The following is a 23,742-nucleotide window of genomic DNA, read 5'->3' as shown; positions in this document are numbered from 1 at the left end:
AATTTCTGATCCATGCCATGGACAGCGACCGCCCGGCCCGCCCCTGTTCCCAAAAGCCTCAATGGCTGGAACAATGCGGGCCACTTTGTAGTGCGTTTATCCAGGGGAGTTGCGGGTGCTGATTCAGGGTTATTACGATCTCAAGTTCGAAGCGGTGCGTGAAGGGTTCACGGCGTTGTTCGACGATCCCCAGGAACGTGGCGGCGCGTTGTGCATCCAGGTCGGCGGCGAGACCGTGGTCGATCTCTGGGCGGGCAGCGCCGACAAGGATGGTGCCGAAGCCTGGCACAGCGACACCCTGGCCAACCTGTTCTCCTGCACCAAGACCTTTACCGCCGTGACCGCCCTGCAACTGGTCGCTGAAGGCAAGCTGCAACTGGATGCTCCGGTTGCCCGCTACTGGCCCGAGTTCGCCGCCGCCGGCAAAGGGGCCGTGACCCTGCGCCAGTTGCTCTGTCACCAGGCCGGTCTGCCAGCGCTGCGTGAGCCGTTGGCGCCCGAAGCGCTGTACGACTGGCAAACCATGGTCGATGCCCTGGCCGCCGAATCGCCCTGGTGGACGCCGGGGGAAGGTCACGGTTACGCCGCGATCACCTATGGCTGGCTGGTCGGCGAGCTACTGCGGCGTGCCGACGGTCGTGGGCCGGGCGAGTCCATCGTGGCGCGCGTTGCCAAGCCGTTGGGGCTGGATTTCCATGTCGGCCTGGCGGACGAAGAATTTCACCGCGTGGCGCACATCGCCCGCGGCAAGGGTAACGTCGGCGACGCCGCGGCCCAGCGTCTGCTGCAAGTGACGATGCGCGAACCGACGGCCATGAGCACGCGGGCGTTCACCAACCCGCCGTCGATCATGACCAGCACCAACAAACCGGAATGGCGCCGCATGCAACAGCCGGCCGCCAATGGCCACGGCAACGCCCGCAGCCTGGCCGGGTTCTACGCCGGTCTGCTCGACGGCAGCCTGCTGGAAAGCGAAATGCTCGACGAGCTGACTCGCGAACACAGCCTTGGCGAAGACAAGACTTTACTGACCCGGACCCGTTTCGGCCTGGGTTGCATGCTTGATCAGCCGGACGTCGCCAACGCGACCTACGGCCTCGGCCCTCGCGCCTTCGGCCATCCGGGGGCGGGCGGTTCCATCGGTTTTGCCGATCCGGAATACGACGTAGCCTTCGGTTTTGTGACAAACACCCTGGGACCTTACGTCTTGATGGATCCACGGGCGCAAAAGCTGGCACGGGTACTGGCCACTTGTCTGTAAAACCTGCTTAAGGGTTCCAGGGCCGGAACCCAAAGGCCTTTATGTTTTCAAAGCGTCTGTTTATCCGGGTTTTTTTTAACCGGCCTTATTTTTTCATTTCTTCATTTTGTGGAAATCCAATGTCATCAAATAAAACGTTCGCCTTGGCCCTGTGCTTCGCCATCACCGGTTGTGCACAAACTCCACAAAATGACTCGGATGGCAGCAGCTGGTGGTCGTTCGGCTCGTCCGACAAAGTCGCCACCAAAGATTCGGCATCAGCACCGGCCCCTCTGAAGCCTGCCGCAACCGCGCCGGTGGCCAAGGCTGAAAGCTCCAATCCATGGTACTGGCCATTTGGCTCCGAAGAGGTGCTGGATAAAAAGCCAGAGGTAAAACCTGAAGCCAAACCTGTCGAAGTGGCCAAGGCACAGGCCGATGCAGGGGGCAAATGGTGGTGGCCATTCGGTGGCAAGGATCAAAGCACCGCCAAAGCCGTGCCGATGCCTGATCCAAAAGTCACTCAGGCCTGGCTTGACGACTACGAGCCACGCCTGCGCGCGGCGATCAAGGACAGCAATCTGCAACTGGAGCGTCGTGAAAACGTGCTGGTGGTCACCGCGCCGGTAGAAGGTTCGTTCAACCCTGACCGTCCGGCGATGCTGCTGCCGGTCACCCTCGGTCCCTTCACCCGCGTTGCAAAAATCCTCGAAGTCGATCCCAAGACTGCCGTGCTGGTGCTCGGTCACAGCGATAGCTCGGGCGCGGCACCGGCCAACGTGAAACTGAGCCAGGAGCGTGCCCAGTCCGTGGCCGCGATCTTCCGTCTCAGCGGCTTGCAGCGTGATCGCCTGATGCTGCGCGGCATGGGCGGCGAAGCCCCGCGTGCTGCCAACGACAGCAATGAAGGCCGTGCCCTGAACCGTCGCGTGGAACTGCTGGTGACCCCGCAGAACACCATGGTGGCGCTGCTAAGCAAATACAACATGCCGGCGCCGGCGCCAGTGCGCCTGGTAGCTGCCCAGGACGTCAAGCCTGTGGTCGCGCCGGTTACCCCTGCACCCGCGGCGAAGAAAGCGGCAGTCCCTGCAGCGAAGAAGGCACCGGCCAAGAAAGCTGCCAAGGCGCCAGCCAGGAAAACACCGGCCAAGACTCCGGCGAAGAAGACCGCGCCGGCCAAAGCCGCAGCCGCCGACAAGAAAGTCGCCGCTGCCGATGCTGCAAAAAAGTGATTCGTTAACCAAAAGGAATGCGCCATGACCAAGGGCCTGGCTGATATGCGTCGCGACTACACCCGGGACGGCCTGACCGAGGCGCAAGCCCCGGCCGAGCCGTTTGCGCTGTTCCATCAGTGGTTCGCCGACGCGGTGAAAACCGAACAGGCGCCGGTGGAATCCAACGCCATGACCCTGGCCACCGTCGATCAGGACGGTAGGCCGCATTGCCGCATTCTGCTGCTCAAGGGGCTGGACGAGCAGGGCTTCACCTTCTTCACCAACTACGACAGCGCCAAGGGGCAGCACCTGGCGGCGAACCCCTTCGCCGCCATGACCTTTTTCTGGCCGGCCCTGGAGCGCCAGGTGCGCATCGAAGGGCGGGTGGAGAAGGTCACGCCCCAGGAGTCCGACGCCTACTACCAAGTCCGGCCGCTGGGCAGCCGGCTCGGTGCCTGGGCTTCACCGCAAAGTCGGGTGATTGCTGGTCGTGACGAATTGCAAGCCTTGCTCAAGAACACCGAGCAACGCTTCAGCGACACTCAGCCGCACTGTCCCGAGCATTGGGGTGGGTATCGCCTGTTGCCTGAGCGCATCGAATTCTGGCAGGGCCGTCCGAGCCGTCTGCACGATCGCCTCAACTACCGTTTGCAGGACGCCGACTGGATTCTTGAACGCCTGGCACCCTGAGCAGTCTACCGACCGGGATAGCCTGCCGCAGCGGCTTCCAGCCACTGGGGCAGGTCCCGACGCTTGATCTTCTGCGCCCGGGCGTTAGCCAATTCCTGAAGCATGAAGGCTTTTTTATGCTCGTCGCTGCCCGCCAGGGCCAACGCCAGGTCGCGGTCCATCCAGCGTTTGATCCGCACGTACAGCCACCAGTGGAAGTACAGACCGGCAACAGTGGTGACGACAATGATGAAGTAATCCATGACAATCCTTGAATCAGCGGGGCAGGCCCCTGAATTTGCCGCTAGTGTGTGGTGAGTTCGCGACGGCGACTGTACCGGAACTGAATGAAACCAATTTTATCCGGGCGATGCCGTGACAGGCGTCAAGCTGCGGAGTTTAATGATTACCTGTCTTTTTGGAGTTGATGCTATGCGTAAGTCTGTTCTGTTGGTTGCTTCCTTTTCCACCATGGCGATGTTGCTCACTGGCTGCCAATCGAACCTGACCGGTGACTCTTACTCCCGTGACGAAGCGCGTCGTGTACAGACGATTCGCATGGGCACCATTGAAGCATTGCGTCCGGTAAAAATCGAAGGCACCAAGACCCCGATCGGCGGCGCAGCAGGCGCAGTCGTGGGTGGTGTCGGCGGTAGTGCCATCGGCGGTGGTCGCGGCAGCATTGTCGCCGCCGTGATCGGCGCAGTGGCGGGCGGTCTGCTCGGTTCCGCTACCGAAGAAGGCCTGACCCGCACTCAGGGCGTGGAAATCACCGTCCGTGAAGACGACGGCAGCATGCGCGCCTACGTGCAACAGGTTCAGGAAAACGAAGTGTTCCGCGTCGGTGAACGTGTGCGAATTGCCACGGTGGATGGTACGAGCCGCGTTTCGCACTAAGCCGGACGAGGCAAAAGAAAACCCCGATCAGGTGACTGGTCGGGGTTTTTTGTTTTGGGCGTTTTTTGTATGCGCTAAGCCGCTCGCGGGGCGTGCTTGCGACTCGCCATCGCCGTCACCGCATATCCGATCACCGCCGCCAGTATCGACCCCGTCAGAATCCCCATCCGATCCATCCCGGCGTATTCACTGGCACCCGGCACAAACGCCAGGGAGCCGACAAACAAACTCATGGTAAAACCGATGCCGCAGAGGATCGCCACGCCCATCACCTGGCCCCAGTTGGCGCCTTGGGGCAGGGTGGCGATGCCGATTTTCACCGCCAGCCAGGTCAGGCCGAACACCCCAAGCATCTTGCCCAGCAACAGGCCGACTGCAATGCCCATCGGTACATCGTGGGTGAAGCTTTCAACGGTGACGCCGGTCAGGGACAGGCCGGCGTTGGCGAAGGCGAAGAGAGGCAGGATGCCGTAGGCCACCCAGGGATGCAGGGCGTGCTCCAGGGTCAGCAGCGGCGAAGGTTCGGCATTTTTTGTGCGAAGCGGAATGCAGAAAGCCAGGGTCACGCCCGCCAGGGTTGCGTGGACGCCACTCTTGAGCACGCAGACCCACAGGATCAGACCGATGATCATGTACGGCCCGAGCTTGACCACGCCGAGCCGGTTCATCGCGATCAGCGCCACGATGCAGGCTGCCGCCAGCGCCAGTGACAGGGTCGACAACGCGCCTGAATAGAAGATCGCGATGACGATGATGGCGCCGAGGTCGTCAATGATCGCCAGGGTCATCAGGAACAGTTTCAGCGACACCGGCACCCGCTTGCCCAGCAGGGCGAGCACGCCAAGGGCGAAGGCGATGTCGGTGGCCATCGGAATGGCCCAGCCACTGAGGGCCGGCGGGTTATCCCGGTTGAGGAACCAGTAGATCAGCGCCGGTACCACCATGCCACCAATGGCGGCGGCGCCGGGCAGGACGATCTGTGATGGCCGGGACAGCTGGCCGTCGAGCACTTCACGCTTCACTTCCAGGCCGATCAGCAGGAAGAACATGGCCATCAGGCCGTCGTTGATCCATAGCAGCAAGGGCTTGGCGATTTTCAGCGCGCCGATCTGGGCGACCACGGGGGTGTCCAGCAGGCCGTTGTAGAGCCATGACAGCGGGGAGTTGTTGATGATCAAAGCCAGGGCCGCAGCGGCGATCAATAACAGACCGCTGGCAGCTTCCAACTGAAAGAAACGCGTGAAAGTGCTACGCAGAGGCAAGGTCGCTCTCCATCGATGAATTCAAAAGGTGGCACACCCTAACCCGTACCGTTAGTTGTTAAAACAAAAGTTATATTCTTTTTTGTTATATAGCGTTGCAGGGCTAATGGGTAATACGGTGCTGAGCCTAGCAGTTGCCAGGTGTATTGAACCTCAGCTGTATCTGTGCGTGATGTAGGATTCTTCCTAAGCTTGTCATTTGAGCCTTGAAAGAGGCCGACTGAACGAGAAAACCACCATGAGCGACAACCGACAGTGGGCCCGTGAAGCCATCCGGATCATCGAAGCCGATTTCCAGCGCAGTGCCGACACCCATCTGATCCCGTTGCCGCTGCCGGGTTTGCCAGGCATCGAGCTGTATTTCAAGGACGAGTCCAGCCATCCCACCGGCAGCCTGAAACACCGGTTGGCGCGCTCGTTGTTCCTCTATGCGCTATGTAATGGCTGGCTCAAACCCGGTGCACCGGTGATCGAGGCGTCCAGTGGTTCGACGGCGATTTCCGAAGCGTACTTCGCCCGCTTGCTGGGCTTGCCCTTCATTGCGGTGATGCCCGCGAGCACCTCCATAGAGAAGATCGAGCAGATCGGCTTCTACGGCGGCAAGAGTCACCTGGTCAACGATCCGACGCAGATTTATGCCGAATCCGAATGCCTGGCGCGCGAGCACGACGGGCATTTCATCGACCAATTCACCTACGCCGAGCGCGCTACCGATTGGCGGGCCAACAACAACATCGCCGAATCGATTTTCCAGCAGATGCGTTTCGAACGACACCCCGAACCGAGCTGGCTGATCTCCAGTCCCGGTACGGGTGGCACCACGGCGACCCTCGGTCGTTACGTGCGTTATCGTCAGCATCGCACCCGCGTGCTGTGCGCCGATGCCGAGCGTTCGGTGTTCTTTGATTATTACCTGACGGGCGACGCCAGCCTGCGCCTGGATCACGGTTCGCGGATTGAAGGCATCGGTCGGCCCCGGGTGGAAGCGTCGTTTTTACCCAAGGTGATCGATGCGATGGTCAAGGTGCCGGATGCCCTGTCGCTGGCGGCCATGCATTACCTGGCGCAGCGGTTGGGGCGGCGAGTTGGCGGATCGAGCGGGACCAACCTGATTGGCGCCTTGATGGCGGCGCGGCAGATGGTAGAGGCGGGGGAGTCGGGGTCGATCGTGGCGATTTTGTGTGATGGCGGCGAGCGTTATGCGACCACCTATTACGATCAGGATTGGCTCAAGGCCCAGGGGTATGAGTTGAGTGGTTTGATGGCTGCGGTGGCGACGAGTGTCGAGCGCGGCGAGCCGCTGCCGGACACCATACTCCGCGCCAATATCTGAGTCCCTGCAAACACTGATGACCCTGTAGGAGCGAGCTTGCTCGCGATGGACGTTAACGATAACGCGTTTTTTCTGAATAAACGCGGCGCCTTTGAGACCATCGCGAGCAAGCTCGCTCCTACAGGGGGCGAGCGTTAGTTCTCGAGGCCGAGGATATCCCGCGCCACCGCCTCCGCAATCCGAATCCCATCGACACCCGCCGACAGAATCCCGCCCGCATAACCCGCGCCTTCACCCGCCGGAAACAGGCCCTTCACGTTCAAACTCTGCATCGACTCGTTACGGGTAATCCGCAGCGGCGATGAAGTTCGCGTTTCAATCCCGGTCAATACCGCGTCGTGCAGCGAGTAGCCACGGATCTGCTTCTCGAACGCCGGCAAGGCTTCGCGGATGGCTTCGATGGCAAACGCCGGCAAGGCCAGCGCCAGATCACCCAAGGCGACCCCCGGCTTGTAGGACGGCTCGACACTGCCCAGCTCGGTGGAGGGTTTGCCGGCGATGAAGTCGCCAACCAGTTGCGCCGGCGCTTCGTAGTTGCTGCCGCCCAGCACATAGGCATGGGATTCCAGGCGTTCCTGCAACTCGATCCCGGCCAGCGGGCCACCCGGATAATCAACTTCCGGGGTGATGCCAACAACGATCCCGGAGTTGGCGTTGCGTTCGTTGCGCGAGTACTGGCTCATGCCGTTGGTAACCACCCGACCCGGCTCGGACGTCGCCGCCACCACGGTACCCCCCGGGCACATGCAGAAGCTGTAGACCGAACGGCCGTTGCTGGCGTGGTGTACCAGTTTGTAGTCGGCGGCACCGAGTTTCGGGTGGCCGGCGTACTTGCCCAGGCGCGCACGGTCGATCAGCGATTGAGGATGTTCGATGCGGAAACCCACCGAGAACGGCTTGGCTTCCATGAACACGCCACGGGCGTGAAGCATGCGGAACGTATCCCGGGCGCTGTGGCCGAGCGCGAGAATCACGTGTTTCGAATGGATCTGCTCGCCGCCGTTGAGTTCGACGCCGACCAGTTGGCCATCCTCGATCAAGACCTCGGTGACACGCTGCTGGAAGCGCACTTCGCCGCCGAGGGCGCGAATTTGCTCACGCATGTTTTCCACGACACCGGTCAGGCGGAATGTGCCGATGTGCGGTTTGCTGACGTAGAGGATTTCTTCCGGCGCGCCGGCCTTGACGAACTCGTGCAGGACTTTGCGCCCGATGAACTTCGGGTCCTTGATCTGGCTGTAGAGCTTGCCATCGGAGAACGTTCCCGCGCCGCCCTCGCCGAACTGCACGTTGGACTCGGGGTTGAGCACGTTCTTGCGCCACAGGCCCCAGGTATCCTTGGTGCGTTGCCGCACTTCGGTGCCGCGCTCGAGGATGATCGGCTTGAACCCCATCTGCGCCAGCAGCAGCCCGGCAAAAATCCCGCACGGCCCGAAACCGACGACGATCGGGCGTTGCTGCAGATCGGCCGGCGCCTGGCCAACCGGCTTGTAGCTGACATCCGGCGCCACGTTGACGTTACGGTCATCGGCGAAGGTGTGCAGCACCGCCGCCTCGTCGCGAACGTTGAGGTCGATGGTGTAGATGAAGCACAGTTCGGAAGACTTTTTGCGTGCATCGTAGCTGCGCTTGAACAAGGTGAAATCGAGCAGGTCATCACTGGCGATCCCCAGGCGCTGCACGATGGCAGGGCGCAGGTCTTCATCGGGATGGTCGATCGGCAACTTGAGTTCGGTGATTCGTAACATGACGGGATCCGGTTCGCGGGGCGCACAACTGCGCCAAGGCGTATGAAACCGGCGATTATAAGCCCCAAAGGCGCATTCCCGTGAGGCTTAAACGATCAGTCGTCCCGGGATCCGCCGAAATACCCGCAGCCGCGCTGAACCTTGCCGTCGATGCGCAGTTCGGCGCTCATGTGCTGGACACTGCCGGTCTTGCTGTCGACACAACGTTGCGGCGCGACCCACAATTCAATGTGCTGGTTATTGGCTTCGCTGCTGAGGTTGAAGCGACCATCGCCCAGTTGTTCTTCAACGTACGGCAACGCCAACGGCTTCTGACCGACGCGGTCGATGATCATGCCTTTGGCGCTGACCTTCACGTTCCATTCGGGACCGTGGCCGGCAGCGCGCAGAATCGATTTCTTGAAGTCGGGATCATCGCAGGCGGTGCCCGAGCGTTCGACGCGGTACAACTGCTGCAGATCGAGTCGGTGATCGGCGCCATCGGCAACGATACGGCCACGCACGTCGGCGAACAATTTGCCCCGGGAATCGGCCAGCGTGGCGGCCTCTTGCAGGACGCTGGTGCCGCCGGCGTCGTTGACCACGTAACTGCGTTGCTCATTGCACGGCTGGAACAACAGCTTGCCGTCGGCCGCCGTCAGTTGGCCCTGCATGCGGGTTTGCCCGGCGAGGGAGGTGCTTTCACCAGGGCCATCGAGCAGTTGGCAGGCGGCGAACAGTGGGAGCATGGCGATAAGCAGCAAGGAACGGGCAACACGCATTTTCGGGTCTCCTGACAAGTGCCGCCACGTTACTCAGCCTGACCGTTCATCACAACCCATGAATTGGCCTTGTCGAGGGGTCGATGCCGGTGCAAGTAACATCCAGCGGTATTTCTGACTTTAGAACACAAGCTGTTTGGACTTAATATTCAGCCTTTACTGTCGGGAGAAACTTATGCCTGGATCAGGAAGGCTGCTACTCGGGGCATTGGCAATGACTGCAGCACTGCCGTGTCTGGCGGCAGACATCTCGTTTTCATCCGTCAACGACTTCACGCAGATGAGCCTGCAACTCAGGACGGCAGACAATGCAAACCCACAGTCCATCGGGCTTGATGTCACGCTGGCGCCGGAAGCACAACGCCGCTTGGCGCAGGTGACGCGTCAGGCGATGCATCAACCCTTGCGGCTGGTCATTAACGGCGTACTGGTGTCGACTGCGACGATACAATCGGTGGTCGAAGGCCCGGGGCTGATGATATCCGTACCGCGCGACATTGCCCGCGATCTGGTCCCCACGCTGCTGGAACCTTCGACACCCTAGCGCGACGCTGAGCCAGCGCCGCACATTGGTTTTATTCAGCCGACGTGAAAAGTTTGACCGGTCTGCAAGCCTTCCACGCTTTTGGCGTAGGCCAGTGCCACATCCGCTGCCGGAACCGGCTTGTAGCCGCGGAAGTACGGTGCGTACTTGCCCATGGCCTCTTCCAATACATTAGGACTCACCGAGTTGACACGCAGGCCGCGAGGCAACTCGATCGCAGCGGCTCGGACGAAGCTGTCGATAGCGCCATTGACCAGCGCTGCCGAGGCGCCGCTGCGGATCGGGTCGTGGCTGAGCACCCCGGTGGTAAAGGTGAAAGACGCGCCATCGTTGGCGAATTCACGGCCGATCAGCAGCAGGTTGACCTGGCCCATCAGTTTGTCTTTGAGGCCCAGGGCAAAGCTGTCTTCGGTCATTTCGCCCAAGGGGGCGAAGGTCACGTTTCCCGCGGCGCACACCAATGCATCGAACTTGCCGGTTTGCTCGAACAGTCGGCGAATCGAGGTGCTGTCGCTGATATCGACCTGCAAATCACCGCTGTTACGACCAATGCGGATGATTTCGTGCCGCTCGGACAGTTCCTTGTCGACAGCTGAACCGATGGTGCCGCCGGCGCCGATCAATAGAATTCTCATGTGCTGATCCTCGAATGAATTGAACGAGGCCTCAGTCTAGAGTGGTTTTGTCCATTGATAAGCGCGCTAATAGGCAACCTTTGGTTTTCAAATGGAAACAATCCATGAGCGAAATGGATGATCTGGCGGCGTTCGCGGTGTTGATCGAAGCGGGGAGTTTCACCCTGGCGGCGCAGCAGCTGGGCTGCAGCAAGGGGCAGCTGTCCAAGCGCATCAGCCTGTTGGAATCACGGTTTTCCGTGGTTTTGCTGCAACGTACGACTCGCCGCCTCAGTCTGACCGCGGCCGGCGCGGCATTACTGCCCCAAGCCCAGGCGCTCGTAGTCCAGGTGGAGAGGGCGCGTCAGGCGTTGGCGCGATTGAAGGACGATATCGCCGGCCCGGTGCGTATGACGGTTCCGGTATCGCTGGGAGAAACGTTCTTCGATGGCTTGTTGCTGGAATTTTCTCATACCTACCCCGACGTGCAGATCGAGCTCGACCTCAGCAATGCCTATCGCGATTTGTCCCGCGACGGTTTCGATCTCGCGGTTCGCGCCGAGGTGGGCAATGACGAGCGTCTGGTCGCCCGACCGCTGCTGGCCTGGCACGAGATGACCTGCGCGAGCCCGGCCTATCTCGCACAGTATGGCGAACCGTTGACGCCTCAAGCACTTGCTGCACACCGCTGTCTGCTCAACAGTCATTACAGCGGCCGGGAAGAGTGGCTGTATCACCAGCAGCACGAGTTATTACGGGTTCGCGTGTCCGGACCCTTCGCCAGTAACCACTACAGCCTGCTGAAGAAAGCGGCACTGGCCGGTGCCGGCATTGCGCGGTTGCCTTCCTATCTGCTGCAAGCAGAATTGGCTGACGGACGATTGCGCTGGCTGCTGCGCGACTATCAGACCCGCAGGATGCCGATGTATCTGGTACATCCCTATCAGGGCGGTTTGCCCAAACGTACCCAGGTGCTGGCGGATTACCTGATTGATTGGTTCAAGCGCAGCGGCGAGGCGTTGGATCGGCTCTGATGGATCACACAACCCCTGTAGGAGCTGGCTTGCCAGCGAAAGCGGTGGACCAGTCAACATCTTCATTGCCTGTTATGACACCTTCGCTGGCAAGCCAGCTCCTACAGGGGATTTTCGGTGTTCTTGGGAATGGGGCCCGCATAAAAAAAAACGGCCCGAAGGCCGTTTTTTGATTACTGCAAAGGCTTAACCACCCAGGTACGCTTCGCGCACTTTAGGATCGGTCAACAACGCCTCGCCTGTGCCTTGCATCACCACCCGGCCGTTTTCCAGCACGTAGGCGCGGTCTGCAATTTTCAGGGCCTGGTTGGCGTTCTGCTCCACCAGGAACACCGTCACGCCATCCTTGCGCAGCTGTTCGATGATGTCGAAGATCTGCTGGATGATGATCGGCGCCAGACCCAGCGACGGCTCGTCGAGCAGCAGCAACTTGGGCTTGCTCATCAGCGCCCGGCCGATGGCGAGCATTTGCTGTTCGCCGCCGGACATGGTGCCGCCGCGCTGGGCGAAGCGTTCTTTCAGGCGCGGGAAAAGTCCGAGAACCTTGTCCATCTGCTCCTGATAATCACCCTTGTCGGTGAAGAAGCCACCCATGGCGAGGTTTTCTTCCACGGTCAGGCGGGCAAACACCCGACGACCTTCCGGAACGACCGCGATGCTCTTGCGCATGATCTGCGCCGAGGTCTGCCCTACGAGCTCTTCGCCCATGTAGCGGATGCTGCCGCTGTGGGCCTGGGGCGAACCGCAGAGGGTCATCAGCAGGGTCGACTTGCCGGCACCGTTGGCACCGATCAGTGTCACGATTTCGCCTTGGCGGATCTCCACGTTGACGCTGTGCAGGGCCTGGATCTTGCCGTAGAAGGTGGAAACGTTTTCGAATTGCAGCATTTACGCTTCCCCCAGGTAGGCTTTGATCACTTCAGGATTGTCGCGGATCTGTTGCGGCGTGCCGTCGGCCAGGGGCGTGCCCTGGTTGATCACGACGATGTGGTCGGAAATGCTCATGACCAGTTTCATGTCGTGTTCGATCAGCAGCACGGTGACGTTGTGCTCTTCACGCAGCATGCTGATCAGCGCCTTGAGGTCCTCGGTTTCCTTCGGGTTCAAGCCGGCGGCGGGTTCGTCGAGCATGAGGATCCGTGGACGGGTCATCATGCAGCGAGCGATTTCCAGACGACGTTGCTGACCGTAGGCCAGGGTGCCGGCCGGACGGTTGGCGAACGCCGTGAGGTTGACCTTGTCCAGCCAGTACTCGGCGAACTCCATCGCCTCGCGCTCGCTCTTGCGGAACCCCGGGGTCTTGAACAGACCGGCCAGGAAGTTGGTGTTCAGGTGACGGTGCTGGGCGATCAACAGGTTCTCGACCGCCGTCATGTCCTTGAACAGCCGCACGTTCTGGAAGGTACGCACCACGCCTTTGAGGGCGATCTTGTGGCCGGGCAAGCCTTCGATCGCCTGGCCATCGAGCAGGATGCTGCCGCCGCTCGGTTTGTAGAAACCGGTCAGACAGTTGAACACCGTGGTCTTGCCGGCGCCGTTGGGGCCGATCAGCGCCACTACCTGTTTTTCCTTCACGGTCAGGGCCACGCCGTTGACCGCCAGCAAGCCGCCGAAGCGCATGCTCAGATTTTCGACTTTAAGGATTTCGCGGCTCATTTGCGCAGCTCCATGTGAGGACGTTGCATGGGCAGCAGGCCTTGAGGACGCCAGATCATCATCAGCACCATCAAGGCGCCGAACATCAACATGCGGTACTCACTGAACTCACGCATCATTTCAGGCAACAGGATCATCACCACGGCGGCCAGGATCACGCCCAGCTGCGAGCCCATGCCACCCAATACCACAATGGCGAGAATGATCGCCGACTCGATGAAGGTGAAGGACTCCGGCGTTACCAGCCCCTGGCGCGCAGCGAAGAAGCTGCCGGCGAAACCGGCGAAGCTGGCGCCGAGGGTGAAGGCCGACAACTTGATCACCGTAGGATTGAGACCCAGCGCGCGGCAGGCGATTTCATCTTCACGCAGCGCTTCCCACGCGCGACCCAGAGGCATGCGCAGCAGGCGGTTGATGACGAACAGCGCCGCCAGCGCGAGGAACAGCGCGACCAGGTACAGGAAAATCACCTTGTTGATCGAGTTGTAGGCCAGGCCGAAGTACTCGTGGAAGGTCTGCATCCCTTCAGCCGCTTTACGCTCGAAGGTCAGGCCGAAGAACGTTGGCTTCTCGATGTTGCTGATGCCGTTCGGCCCCCCGGTGAGGCCGGTCAGGTTACGCAGGAACAAACGGATGATTTCACCGAAGCCCAGGGTCACGATCGCCAGGTAGTCGCCACGCAGACGCAATACGGGGAAACCGAGCAGGAAGCCAAAGGTGGCCGCCATCAGGCCGGCGATCGGCAGGCAGATCCAGAAGCTCAGGCCGTAGTAATGCGACAGCAGCGCATAGCTGTAGGCGCCGACGGCATAGAAGCCCACGTAACCGAGGTCGAGCAGACCGGCCAGGCCGACCACGATGTTCAGGCCGAGACCGAGCATCACATAAATCAGCACCAGGGTGGCGATATCCACCGCCCCGCGAGAGCCGAAGAACGGCCAGACCAGGGCGCCGGCGATCAACGCGATGATGATCCAGCGTTGGGTGGTCGGCAGGGTCAGGAAGTTACTGGCCTTGGCCGGTATCAGCGGCATGCTGGGCGAGGAACGCCAGGCCGAGCTGATCTGCTGGTCGAATAGCACCCGCAGGAACATCAGTACCGAGCACACGGCGATGGTGATCAACGTCGCGTTGCTGGTGCCATGGACTTCGAGGTTGATGCCGACGATGGTCAACTTCAGCCCGAGTACCGGGTAGGCGACGGCCCACACTAGCAAGGCGCTGAACAACGCCTGTTTAAGATTCCTAGTCATACTTTCTCAACCTCCGGACGGCCCAGCAGGCCGGTTGGCCGGAACAACAACACCAGAACCAGCAGGCCGAACGCCACGACGTCCTTGTACTGGTCGCCGAAGATATCGGCACCGAAAGCTTCCGCCACCCCCAGCACGATCCCGCCGAGCATGGCGCCGGGAATACTGCCGATACCGCCCAGTACCGCAGCGGTGAAGGCTTTGAGGCCGACCAGGAAACCGGCGTTCGGGTTGATCACGCCGTATTGCATGCTCAACAGCACGGCGGCGATGGCTGCCAGTGCGGCACCGATGACGAAGGTCAGGGCGATGATGTTGTTGGTGTTGATGCCCAGGAGGTTGGCCATCTTGATGTCTTCGGCGCAGGCGCGGCAGGCGCGACCCAGGCGAGAGCGGGAGATGAACATCGTCAGGCCGAGCATGGCGACGAAAGTCACCACGAACACCACGATTTGCATGTAGGAAATCAGCACTTCTTGTGCGCCACCTGGCCCGATGGAGAAGTTTCCGGGGATCAGGTTGGGGATGGATTTGTCCTTGGAGTCTTGCGCCAGCAGAACCGTGTTCTGCAGGAAGATCGACATGCCGATGGCGGAAATCAGCGGGATCAGACGGTTGCTGCCGCGCAGGGGGCGGTAGGCGATCCGTTCGATGCTGTAGCCGTAGGCACTGGTGACGACGATGGTCGCGATGAAAGCGGCGGTCATCAACAGCGGAACACTGTCGAGTCCCATCATGGCCAGCCCGGCGATGGCGATGAACGCCACGTACGAACCGATCATGTACACCTCGCCGTGGGCGAAGTTGATCATTCCAATGATGCCGTAAACCATCGTATAGCCGATGGCGATCAGGGCATACGTGCTGCCAATGGTCAGACCATTAACCAGCTGTTGGAAAAAGTGATAGATGTCAGGCATTACAGCGCTCCTAAAAACCTGATACGCATTTCACTGGTGGAGTCATTTTCCCACTCGAGCCCCATGGATCTGCACCCACTTCGAAATCGAGATTGGCCAGCGAACCGCTGATGACGGTTTTGAGATTTTCAGGTGGGGAGGCTGGCGGATCACGCCAGCGCGGCCCAATACATTCGTAAAACAAAGCCCACGGCACGCCGTGGGCTTTGTTGGCAGTCAGTCAGGCAGCGCCTTACTGAGGCTTGGCTTCAGTTTTTGGTTTGCCGAAGTGCCACTCGTAGACCACGAACTTGAAGTCTTTCAGGTCGCCCTTGTCATCGAAGCTCAGGTCGCCGGTCGGCGTCTTGAAGGTGCCTTTGTGGATGGCTTCAGCCACTTTGGCGGTGTCTTCGGACTTGGCAGTCTTGATCGCGTCAGCGATGACGGTCACAGCGGAGTAGGACGGGAACACGAACGGACCGCTCGGGTCTTCCTTCTTGGCTTTGAACGCGTCAGCCAGGGCGATGTTGGCCGGATCCTGGTCGAAGGATTTCGGCAGGGTCACCAGCAGGCCTTCGGAAGCGTCCTTGGCGATCTGCGAAATCGAGTCGTTGCCCACGCCTTCCGGACCCATGAACTTGGCTTTCAGGCCTTTTTCACTGGCTTGACGCAGGATCAGGCCCAGCTCCGGGTGGTAGCCGCCGTAGTAGACGAAGTCGACGTTGGCTTGCTTGAGCTTGGAGATCATCGACGAGAAGTCTTTGTCGCCGGCGTTGATGCCTTCGAACACGGCAACCTTGGTGCCTTTCTTCTCGAGGGTTTGTTTAACAGCGGTGGCGATGCCTTCACCGTATTGCTGTTTGTCGTGCAGAACGGCAACGATCTTCGGCTTTACGAAGTCGGCGATGTAGTTACCGGCGGCAGGGCCCTGGGCGCTGTCCAGACCGATGGTGCGGAACACCATTTTGTAACCACGGGACGTGATGTCCGGGCTGGTGGCCGCCGGGGTGATCATGATCACGCCTTCGTCTTCGTAGATGTCCGAAGCCGGTTGGGTGGAGCTGGAGCACAGGTGGCCGACGACGAACTTGACGCCGTCGTTGACGACTTTGTTCGCTACCGCCACGGCTTGCTTCGGATCACAGGCATCATCGTATTCAACGGCTTGAAGTTGCTTGCCGTCTACGCCGCCCTTGGCGTTGATTTGTTCGATGGCCATCTTGGCGCCACTGAATTGCATGTCGCCGTATTGGGCTACAGGGCCGGTCTTGGGGCCGGCGATGCCGATCTTGATGGTGTCGGCTGCGAACGAATGGCTGGCCACCCCGGCCAGAACCATAGCGGCAAACAGTTTGGAAATCTGCTTAGTAGCCTTAGTCATAGTGCTCCACTCTTACTGTTGTAGTTTTTATAGTCCTGGCGCCGTAGCAGCAGAACCGGGTCAGATATCTTCGATATCCTCCGGAAAATGCCCCCGGCAACTGTACCGGTACAGTGTAGAGCGCCGATTGTCAGCCTGGGAAGCTGGCGCCATGGGGCAAAACCTGAGGGTGTCGCTTAATTGAAAGAAAAAGACAGAATCGCGGCGGGGGTTATAGCTGAAGTATCAGCAATCCTTGGCTTTCCTGCTCATTTCGATCGGTGACTTAATTGCATCCGGGTTTTTCTGCCAGACCACCGACGGTTATGATGACGACGATTTATTTTCCGGACAGGACCCATGACTCAAGAACCTAGCACCCTCTATGCCAAGCTGCTTGGTGAAACCGCATCTATCACCTGGAAGGAGCTGGAACCGTTCTTTGCCAAAGGTGCCCTGTTATGGGTCGATCCTGGCCTGGATCTGATCGTCGCGGCCGAAGCCGTAGCCACCGATGAGGGGGAGAAAGTGGCTGCCTGGCTGGCTGCCGACCAGCTCGCCAAGCTGTCTGAAACGCGGGCGTTGGATCTTTTCGAACGTGATCCCGAGCTGTGGGCGGTGGTCGTTTCGCCGTGGATTCTGATCCAGGAAAGGGCGATGAGCTGATAGCGTGCACATTATTGGTGCGCTGCTTGGCCGGCTGAAAGTGTGTAGGTGAGTAGCGTGATGGCATGTTGCCGTGAAGAAAGGCCACAGAAGGGTCTTGGCGAGGGTGACGTGCGCGTAACGGGAACAGTTTATTGCGTTGCCTTGGGGCTGCTTAATTGTTTCTGATTGTGAGCGCGACCGGTGGTTTTTGGCTGGTTTGGCGATCTTTCATCAATAGGAAGCTGAATAATGGCAACACTACCGCCGCTTGGATTCGCCGGGATCGGCCTGATGGGCTTGCCCCTGTGTCGGCGACTGCTGGCAGCGGGTTATCCATTGACCGTGTGGAATCGCAATCCGGCCAAATGCGCGCCGCTGGTCGAGGCTGGCGCACGACAGGTCGCCACGCCTGCCGAGTTGTGCCAGCACGCGGACGTGGTGATGTTATGCCTGGCGGACACTTCAGTCGTGCGCGAGGTGGTTTTTGGCGCGGCGGGGGTGGCGCAAGGGGCGAAAAGCGGCCAATTGCTGGTGGATTTTTCCAGCCTGGAACCTGCCGCGACGCGGGACATGGCGGCAGCGCTGATCAGCCAGACCGGCATGAGCTGGCTGGACGCCCCGGTGTCCGGTGGCGTGGTCGGCGCGGAGGCCGGCAGTCTGGCGATCATGGTCGGCGGCGAAGCGACGGATCTGGAGCGAGTCAGGCCGCTGCTAATGAGTCTCGGCCAGCGCGTGACCCACATGGGCGCCGTCGGCGCAGGGCAGGTGACCAAGGCGTGCAATCAGATGATTGTCGCCTGCAATGCGTTGGTGATCGCCGAAGTGGTGGCGTTGGCCGAGCGTTCCGGCGTCGATGCCCGCCTGATCGCCGAGGCCCTGGCCGGCGGTTTCGCCGACTCCAGGCCTTTGCAGATACTCGCGCCGCAAATGGCCGAGAGTCGTTTCGAACCGGTGAAATGGCACGTTCGCACCTTGCTCAAGGACCTCGACGCCGCCGTGCAGTTTTCCCGTGAACAGGGTTCGGCCACCCCCATCAGCGGCTTGGCCGCGCAACTGATGCGCCTGCATGGGAGCCAGGGTTTTCTGGAAAAGGATCCGTCAACGCTGGTGCAGTTGTACCGCGAGCCAGACTCAAAGGGCTGACCGCTCGCTGCGATAGTTGAACGAGCATCGGGGCCTTTGGAAATAAATCGTTGCATGGGCCGCGCCTGCTGCCATGGGCAGGTATCAGCTTTACGAATAATTACAGACAGCTTCAGCGGGCCTGACTAGATTGCAGGCTCCGGGACAGTGATGTCCCAATAACAATAAAAGAGACGGACCCATGCAGAACTCGACCCAAGCGGCGAATGCCTGGCGCATTCTGTTCCTGCTGTTCCTGGCCAACCTGTTCAACTTCTTCGACCGCACCATCCCGGCCATCATCATCGAGCCGATCCGCATGGAATGGCACCTCAGCGACTTTCAGCTGGGGATCATCGGCACCGCATTTACCATCGTCTACGCCATCGCCGGCCTGCCTCTGGGGCGGTTGGCCGATACCGGTTCGCGCAGCAAATTGATGGGCTGGGGCCTGGCGGCCTGGAGCGGGCTGACAGCCGTCAACGGGCTGGTGGGCAGCTTCTGGAGTTTCTTGATCGTGCGCATGGGCATCGGCATCGGCGAAGCCAGTTATGCGCCAGCGGCCAATTCGCTGATCGGCGACCTGTTCCCGGCTCACCGCCGCGCGCGGGCGATGGGCATTTTCATGCTCGGCCTGCCGCTGGGCCTGTTGCTGGCGTTCTTCACCATTGGCTGGATGGTCAAGGCATTCGACAGCTGGCGTGCGCCGTTCTTCATCGCGGCGGTGCCGGGGCTGATCCTGGCGGTCTTCATGTTCTTCATCAAGGAGCCCAAACGCGGCGCAGCGGAAAGCGTGCAGGTCTCCCAGGAGCGGGTGGACCGGCCAATCCGGCGCGTACTGGCCGTACCGACCTTCCTGTGGCTGGTGATGGCGGGCCTATGCTTCAACTTCGCGACCTATGCCTGTAACTCGTTCCTGGTGCCGATGCTGCAACGTTATTTCCTGATGCCGTTGCAGGAAGCAGCGGTGGCGACCGGGGTGATCGTCGGCGTCACCGGGTTGTTCGGCCTGACGCTGGGCGGCTGGGTCGCGGACAAGATCCACCAGCGCATCGCCAACGGTCGCCTGCTGTTTGCCGCTTTCAGCCTGATCATCTCGACGGTGTGCACGGCCTGGGCCCTGCATTCGGGCCGGATCGAGATCGGGGTGTTTGTGGCGGTGTTCAGTCTGGGCTGGTTGTTCGCTTATAACTTCTACACCTGCGTATACACCGCCATTCAAGACGTGGTCGAACCGCGCCTGCGGGCAACGGCCATGGCGTTGTTCTTCGCCGGGTTGTATCTGCTCGGCGGTGGGTTGGGGCCGGTGGTAGTGGGCGCTCTGTCCGATCACTTTGCCCACGCCGCCATGCTCTCGGCCGGTGCCGAACAGATGACCGAGGCATTTAAAGCGGTCGGCCTGCATGATGCGATGTACCTGATCCCGGTGGCGTTGTTCTTCACCATGGTGTTTCTGGTCCTGGCTTCGCGGTGTTTTGTGCGTGATGCCAAGCGGATGAAGGATGGGTTGGTGGGGGTGGTTGAGCCTGGGGTTACTGCGGCGACTGCCTGATCGTCTTCGCGAGCAGGCTCGCTCCCACAGTTGATGAGTGGTGTTCACAAATAATGTGTCCACATCAGATCCCCTGTGGGAGCGAGACCGGCTTGCCGGCGAAGAGGCCCTCAAGAACAGCACAACAATCAAGCAGACAAAAAAAGGCCCGCATTGCTGCGGGCCTTTTTTTTTCACCGGTGGAGCAGGGGACTTAACCCGCCACCAGCACCCGGATCGCTTCCAGTCGCAACGCCGCCTTGTCCAGCATGGCCAAGCCTTGCTCGCGCTGTTTGCGCAGGGCAATCAGTTCGCTGTCGCGCACGGTCGGGTTGACTGCTTGCAACGCGGTCAGGCGCGCCAGTTCTTCGTCGGTGTCGGCAGCCAGGCGTCGCTGCGCTTCGGCAACGCGCTCGGCGTGACGCGGGAAGATCTTCTCTTCGCCGGCGTTGATCCGTGGCGTCAGCTGATCGCGCTGGGCCTGGATGAACTTGTTGGCGCTGGCGCGAGGCACGCTTTCCAACTGGTCGTTGAGCGTCTCGAACGAGACCCGGGCCGACAAGTCGTTGCCATTGGGATCAAGCAGGCAGCGCAGGGCGGCCGGGGGCAGGTAACGGCCCAGTTGCAGCGAGCGCGGGGCAACCACTTCGCTGACATAGAGCAGTTCGAGCAACACGGTGCCGGGTTTGAGCGCCTTGTTCTTGATCAGCGCCACGGCGGTGTTGCCCATGGAACCGGCCAGCACCAGGTCCATGCCGCCCTGCACCATCGGGTGTTCCCAGGTGATGAACTGCATGTCTTCGCGAGACAGCGCCTGGTTGCGGTCGTAGGTGATGGTGACGCCTTCGTCGTCGCCCAGCGGGAAGCTGGCGTCGAGCATTTTTTCGCTCGGCTTGAGGATCAGGGCATTTTCCGAGTGGTCTTCGCTGTCGATACCGAAGGCATCGAACAGGGTTTCCATGTAGATCGGCAGGGTGAACTGGTCATCTTGCTCGAGGATGTCCTCGACCAGCGCATCACCTTCGCCGGCGCCACCGGAGTTGAGCTCCAGCAAGCGGTCACGGCCAGTGTGCAACTCGGCTTCCAGGCGCTCACGCTCGGCGCGGGCTTCGTCGATCAGGGCTTGCCACTCACCGTCGTCGGCGTTTTCCAGCAGCGGCAGCAGGCGCGGGCCGAACTGGTGCTGCAAGGCGTTGCCGGTCGGGCAGGTGTTGAGGAAAGCATTCAGTGCTTCGTGATACCACTGGAACAGTCGCTCTTGCGGGCTGGTTTCCAGGTACGGCACGTGCACTTCGATGATGTGCTTCTGGCCGATCCGGTCCAGACGCCCGATGCGCTGTTCCAGCAAGTCCGGGTGGGATGGCAGGTCGAACAGCACCAGATGGTGCGAGAACTGGAAGTTGCGACCTTCACTGCCGATTTCCGAGCAGATCAGCACTTGGGCGCCAAATTCTTCGTCGGCGAAGTAGGCGGCGGCGCGGTCACGTTCGAGGATGTTCATCCCTTCATGGAACACCGTGGCCGGAATGCCGGAACGCACGCGCAGCGCGTCTTCCAGGTCCATGGCGGTTTCGGCGTGGGCGCAGATCACCAGCACTTTGGTGCGCTTGAGCATCTTCAGGGTGTCGATCAGCCATTCGACGCGCGGGTCGAATTTCCACCAGCGCTCTTCTTCATTGGCGTCCGGCAGGGCCTGGAAGCTGACTTCCGGGTACAGCTCGGCGTGATCGCCCAAAGGCAATTCGAGGTATTCGTCCGGGCACGGCAGGGGATACGGGTGCAGTTTGCGTTCAGGGAAACCCTGCACGGCGGCGCGGGTGTTGCGGAACAGCACGCGGCCGGTGCCATGGCGGTCCAGCAGTTCGCGGACCAGGCGGGCGGCGGCTTCGGTATCGCCATCGTTGACTGCGGTCAGCAGGGCTTCGCCTTCATTGCCGAGGAAGCCGTGGATGGTCTTGTGCGCTTCAGGCGACAGGCGCCCTTTGTCCAGCAGTTCCTGAACGGCCTCGGCCACCGGGCGATAGTTTTCGCTCTCGGCGCGGAAGGCCTGCAGGTCATGGAAACGGTTCGGGTCGAGCAGGCGCAGACGGGCAAAGTGGCTGTCCTGGCCCAGTTGTTCCGGGGTTGCGGTGAGCAGCAACACGCCAGGGATCGTTTCGGCAAGCTGCTCGACCAGAGTGTACTCGGGGCTGGCCTTGTCTTCGTGCCATACCAGGTGGTGGGCTTCGTCGACCACCAACAGGTCCCAGCCGGCAGCGAACAGCGCGTCCTGGGCTTTCTCGTCTTCCACCAGCCACTCAAGCGCCACCAGCGCGAGCTGGGTGTCTTCGAACGGGTTGGAGGCATCGCTTTCGATGAAGCGTTCTTCGTCGAACAGCGCGACTTGCAGGTTGAAGCGGCGGCGCATCTCCACCAGCCACTGGTGCTGCAGGTTTTCCGGGACCAGGATCAGCACGCGGTTGGCGCGACCCGAGAGCAGTTGGCGATGGATCACCAGGCCGGCTTCGATGGTCTTGCCCAGGCCCACTTCATCGGCTAGCAGAACCCGCGGCGCAATGCGGTCGGCGACTTCACGGGCGATGTGCAACTGATGCGCGATCGGTTGTGCCCGCACGCCACCCAGGCCCCACAGCGAGGACTGCAATTGGCGGCTGGTGTGTTCCAGGGTGTGATAACGCAGGGAGAACCAGGGCAGCGGGTCGATTTGCCCGGCAAACAGGCGGTCACTGGCCAGACGGAACTGGATGAAGTTCGACAGCTGGGTTTCCGGCAGGGTGACCACTTCGTTCTGTGCATTGAGGCCGTGGTAGACCAACAAGCCGTCAACGTCGTCGACTTCCTGTACGGTCAGTTTCCAGCCTTCGAAGTGAGTGATCGAATCGCCCGGCGAAAACCGCACACGAGTGAGGGGCGCATTCCGTAGCGCGTACTGGCGAGTGTCGCCAGTGGCCGGATAGAGCACGGTCAACAAGCGGCCGTCCTGTGCCAGAACGGTGCCTAAACCCAGCTCGGCTTCGCTGTCACTGATCCAGCGTTGCCCCGGTTGATACTGCTGCGCCATGCTGCCTGACTCCCACCTTGAAAAAGCGGGCTATCTTAACGGAATGAGGGCTTCAGGGCCAAAGGACTCTCATAAAACTGACGGTATTTACCTTAGACTACAAAGGAAGGGAGCAGGCCGGGGCACCTATTCGTGCGAACCGGGTCACAGTTTGCGACCGATGGCTCAAGTGTCCGTCGGCGCGGCCGACAGCCTGCTGACAGGAGACCCATCATTATGCTGCCACCGATGCTTCCCTTGAGTGCGGTTCCGATCACCTCGCAACTCGACCCGGTCCGTCCGCGTCCGGATATCCCGCCTGTGGTGCCGGTGCAGGAAAGCTCCAGCGAAAGCACGATCGACCTCAAGCAACGCGATCCGGAAGAAGCGGCCTTTGCGCTGCGCGAGGAACAACGGCGCAAACAGGAGCGGGAGAAGCGTCGTCGTGAAAGTGATGACAGCGTCGAGGTACACCTGGCGATTCCCGGTACCGAGCTGAACGCCGACGACACCGTGCCGGTCGTGCCGCTGATTGACGACGAGCCGCGCCAGGGTTTGTGGGTGGATATCAAGATTTGAGATGGCGGCTATTCAGGGTTGTCGTCAGACCGCATTATTATGCCAAACCTGCCAAGCGATGCACTGAACGCCATGAGCCAAGACGACAAACTGATTGATCTCAACACCGAACGCGCCAAGCGGGTTCATGACCTCAACGAAAAGCGCCTGAACGAAGTTCGCCAGGCCTTTGAACAGGCCATGCCGTTGGGCAAAGCAAAGAAAAAGCCGAAAAACAAACCAAAGAAGCGTTGATGCACCCTGCATCGGTTGATGCAGGTCAGTTTTCTCCCTCCTTTACGCCCAGTTTCGGGCGACATTGATCCCGGTCAATTTTCTCTACTGCCTGATTGGTTACC

General features: G+C 60.6%; 23 protein-coding genes. 12 read left to right on the top strand and 11 right to left on the bottom strand.

What is annotated here, in order from left to right:
* Nucleotides 1-115 precede the first annotated feature (115 nt).
* The 3 genes from J2W17_RS24570 to pdxH all read left to right on the top strand — a co-directional run bounded on the left by J2W17_RS24570 (nt 116) and on the right by pdxH (nt 3,144).
* A complete protein-coding gene (locus J2W17_RS24570; RefSeq protein WP_307340728.1) occupies nt 116-1,261 on the top strand; it encodes a serine hydrolase domain-containing protein in 1,146 nt (381 codons plus the stop codon).
* A 119-nt stretch (nt 1,262-1,380) separates the two neighbouring features.
* Nucleotides 1,381-2,472 carry an OmpA family protein gene (locus J2W17_RS24565; RefSeq protein ID WP_307340726.1) on the top strand — a complete coding sequence of 364 codons (1,092 nt, stop codon included), beginning with the start codon at nt 1,381-1,383 and terminating at the stop codon, nt 2,470-2,472.
* Nucleotides 2,473-2,496: 24 nt separating this feature from the next.
* Nucleotides 2,497-3,144: a pyridoxamine 5'-phosphate oxidase gene (pdxH, locus tag J2W17_RS24560; RefSeq protein WP_307340724.1), complete on the top strand. Its 648-nt coding sequence runs from the start codon at nt 2,497-2,499 to the stop codon at nt 3,142-3,144.
* Nucleotides 3,145-3,149: 5 nt separating this feature from the next.
* Here pdxH and J2W17_RS24555 read toward each other — a convergent pair whose 3' ends face one another.
* On the bottom strand, nt 3,150-3,386 hold the full coding sequence (locus tag J2W17_RS24555; protein WP_307340722.1) for a hypothetical protein: 237 nt from the start codon (nt 3,384-3,386) through the stop codon (nt 3,150-3,152).
* A 169-nt stretch (nt 3,387-3,555) separates the two neighbouring features.
* Between J2W17_RS24555 and J2W17_RS24550 the strand changes: the two genes are divergently transcribed.
* A complete protein-coding gene (locus J2W17_RS24550) occupies nt 3,556-4,020 on the top strand; it encodes an outer membrane lipoprotein (protein WP_064676178.1) in 465 nt (154 codons plus the stop codon).
* Between the two features lie 74 nt (nt 4,021-4,094).
* On the opposite strand, the gene nhaA is transcribed toward J2W17_RS24550, so the two are convergent.
* Nucleotides 4,095-5,282 carry a Na+/H+ antiporter NhaA gene (gene nhaA / locus J2W17_RS24545; protein ID WP_307340714.1) on the bottom strand — a complete coding sequence of 396 codons (1,188 nt, stop codon included), beginning with the start codon at nt 5,280-5,282 and terminating at the stop codon, nt 4,095-4,097.
* Between the two features lie 238 nt (nt 5,283-5,520).
* Between nhaA and J2W17_RS24540 the strand changes: the two genes are divergently transcribed.
* Complete coding sequence (locus J2W17_RS24540; protein ID WP_307340711.1) at nt 5,521-6,615, top strand: PLP-dependent cysteine synthase family protein; 1,095 nt, start codon at nt 5,521-5,523, stop codon at nt 6,613-6,615.
* A 134-nt stretch (nt 6,616-6,749) separates the two neighbouring features.
* Here J2W17_RS24540 and J2W17_RS24535 read toward each other — a convergent pair whose 3' ends face one another.
* Entirely contained in the window at nt 6,750-8,363 is a 1,614-nt protein-coding gene (locus J2W17_RS24535; protein WP_307340707.1) for an NAD(P)/FAD-dependent oxidoreductase, read from the bottom strand.
* Between the two features lie 95 nt (nt 8,364-8,458).
* Nucleotides 8,459-9,124, bottom strand: coding sequence for a COG3650 family protein (locus tag J2W17_RS24530; protein WP_307340706.1), 666 nt, complete (start codon nt 9,122-9,124; stop codon nt 8,459-8,461).
* 214 nt (nt 9,125-9,338) lie between these two features.
* Between J2W17_RS24530 and J2W17_RS24525 the strand changes: the two genes are divergently transcribed.
* Complete coding sequence (locus J2W17_RS24525; protein ID WP_307340703.1) at nt 9,339-9,668, top strand: hypothetical protein; 330 nt, start codon at nt 9,339-9,341, stop codon at nt 9,666-9,668.
* A gap of 35 nt (nt 9,669-9,703) precedes the next feature.
* Here the strand turns inward: J2W17_RS24525 and J2W17_RS24520 are convergent, their stop codons facing one another.
* Nucleotides 9,704-10,303 (bottom strand): short chain dehydrogenase, encoded by a 600-nt coding sequence (locus J2W17_RS24520; RefSeq protein ID WP_307340700.1) that lies wholly within the window; start codon nt 10,301-10,303, stop codon nt 9,704-9,706.
* A 104-nt stretch (nt 10,304-10,407) separates the two neighbouring features.
* On the opposite strand from J2W17_RS24520, the gene J2W17_RS24515 reads away from it, so the two are divergent.
* Nucleotides 10,408-11,316: a LysR family transcriptional regulator gene (locus J2W17_RS24515; protein WP_307340696.1), complete on the top strand. Its 909-nt coding sequence runs from the start codon at nt 10,408-10,410 to the stop codon at nt 11,314-11,316.
* A gap of 186 nt (nt 11,317-11,502) precedes the next feature.
* Here J2W17_RS24515 and J2W17_RS24510 read toward each other — a convergent pair whose 3' ends face one another.
* From J2W17_RS24510 to J2W17_RS24490, 5 genes are all read right to left on the bottom strand, one after another.
* On the bottom strand, nt 11,503-12,204 hold the full coding sequence (locus tag J2W17_RS24510; RefSeq protein ID WP_064676186.1) for an ABC transporter ATP-binding protein: 702 nt from the start codon (nt 12,202-12,204) through the stop codon (nt 11,503-11,505).
* The gene (gene livG, locus J2W17_RS24505) at nt 12,205-12,972 is read right to left on the bottom strand and encodes a high-affinity branched-chain amino acid ABC transporter ATP-binding protein LivG (protein ID WP_064676187.1); all 768 of its coding nucleotides are present in this window, start codon (nt 12,970-12,972) and stop codon (nt 12,205-12,207) included.
* Nucleotides 12,969-14,225, bottom strand: a complete 1,257-nt coding sequence (locus J2W17_RS24500) for a high-affinity branched-chain amino acid ABC transporter permease LivM (protein ID WP_307340688.1) — start codon at nt 14,223-14,225, stop codon at nt 12,969-12,971. Before J2W17_RS24500 ends, livG begins: the two co-directional genes overlap by 4 nt.
* The gene (livH, locus tag J2W17_RS24495) at nt 14,222-15,145 is read right to left on the bottom strand and encodes a high-affinity branched-chain amino acid ABC transporter permease LivH (protein WP_307340685.1); all 924 of its coding nucleotides are present in this window, start codon (nt 15,143-15,145) and stop codon (nt 14,222-14,224) included. The genes J2W17_RS24500 and livH overlap by 4 nt, the downstream gene beginning before the upstream one ends.
* Before the next feature lie 232 nt (nt 15,146-15,377).
* On the bottom strand, nt 15,378-16,505 hold the full coding sequence (locus tag J2W17_RS24490) for a branched-chain amino acid ABC transporter substrate-binding protein (RefSeq protein WP_307340682.1): 1,128 nt from the start codon (nt 16,503-16,505) through the stop codon (nt 15,378-15,380).
* A 339-nt stretch (nt 16,506-16,844) separates the two neighbouring features.
* Here J2W17_RS24490 and J2W17_RS24485 point away from each other — a divergent pair, with 339 nt between their 5' ends.
* The 3 genes from J2W17_RS24485 (at nt 16,845) to J2W17_RS24475 (ending at nt 19,806) form a co-directional block, all read left to right on the top strand.
* Nucleotides 16,845-17,150 carry a DUF2288 domain-containing protein gene (locus tag J2W17_RS24485; protein WP_307340679.1) on the top strand — a complete coding sequence of 102 codons (306 nt, stop codon included), beginning with the start codon at nt 16,845-16,847 and terminating at the stop codon, nt 17,148-17,150.
* 228 nt (nt 17,151-17,378) lie between these two features.
* The gene (locus tag J2W17_RS24480; RefSeq protein ID WP_307341021.1) at nt 17,379-18,275 is read left to right on the top strand and encodes an NAD(P)-dependent oxidoreductase; all 897 of its coding nucleotides are present in this window, start codon (nt 17,379-17,381) and stop codon (nt 18,273-18,275) included.
* Between the two features lie 181 nt (nt 18,276-18,456).
* The gene (locus J2W17_RS24475; protein ID WP_307340676.1) at nt 18,457-19,806 is read left to right on the top strand and encodes a spinster family MFS transporter; all 1,350 of its coding nucleotides are present in this window, start codon (nt 18,457-18,459) and stop codon (nt 19,804-19,806) included.
* Between the two features lie 193 nt (nt 19,807-19,999).
* Here the strand turns inward: J2W17_RS24475 and rapA are convergent, their stop codons facing one another.
* Nucleotides 20,000-22,846, bottom strand: a complete 2,847-nt coding sequence (gene rapA, locus J2W17_RS24470) for an RNA polymerase-associated protein RapA (RefSeq protein WP_307340673.1) — start codon at nt 22,844-22,846, stop codon at nt 20,000-20,002.
* Between the two features lie 216 nt (nt 22,847-23,062).
* Here rapA and J2W17_RS24465 point away from each other — a divergent pair, with 216 nt between their 5' ends.
* Both J2W17_RS24465 and J2W17_RS24460 read left to right on the top strand, forming a co-directional pair.
* On the top strand, nt 23,063-23,404 hold the full coding sequence (locus J2W17_RS24465; RefSeq protein WP_307340670.1) for an aspartate-semialdehyde dehydrogenase: 342 nt from the start codon (nt 23,063-23,065) through the stop codon (nt 23,402-23,404).
* Nucleotides 23,405-23,422: 18 nt separating this feature from the next.
* A complete protein-coding gene (locus J2W17_RS24460; RefSeq protein ID WP_307341034.1) occupies nt 23,423-23,638 on the top strand; it encodes a hypothetical protein in 216 nt (71 codons plus the stop codon).
* Nucleotides 23,639-23,742 lie beyond the last annotated feature (104 nt).

This window comes from Pseudomonas lini (assembly GCF_030812475.1).
Classification (GTDB): Bacteria; Pseudomonadota; Gammaproteobacteria; order Pseudomonadales; family Pseudomonadaceae; genus Aquipseudomonas; species Aquipseudomonas lini_A.
The sequence above is the reverse complement of the archived record's forward strand: the minus strand, read 5'-3'. Positions and strand labels throughout refer to the sequence as shown.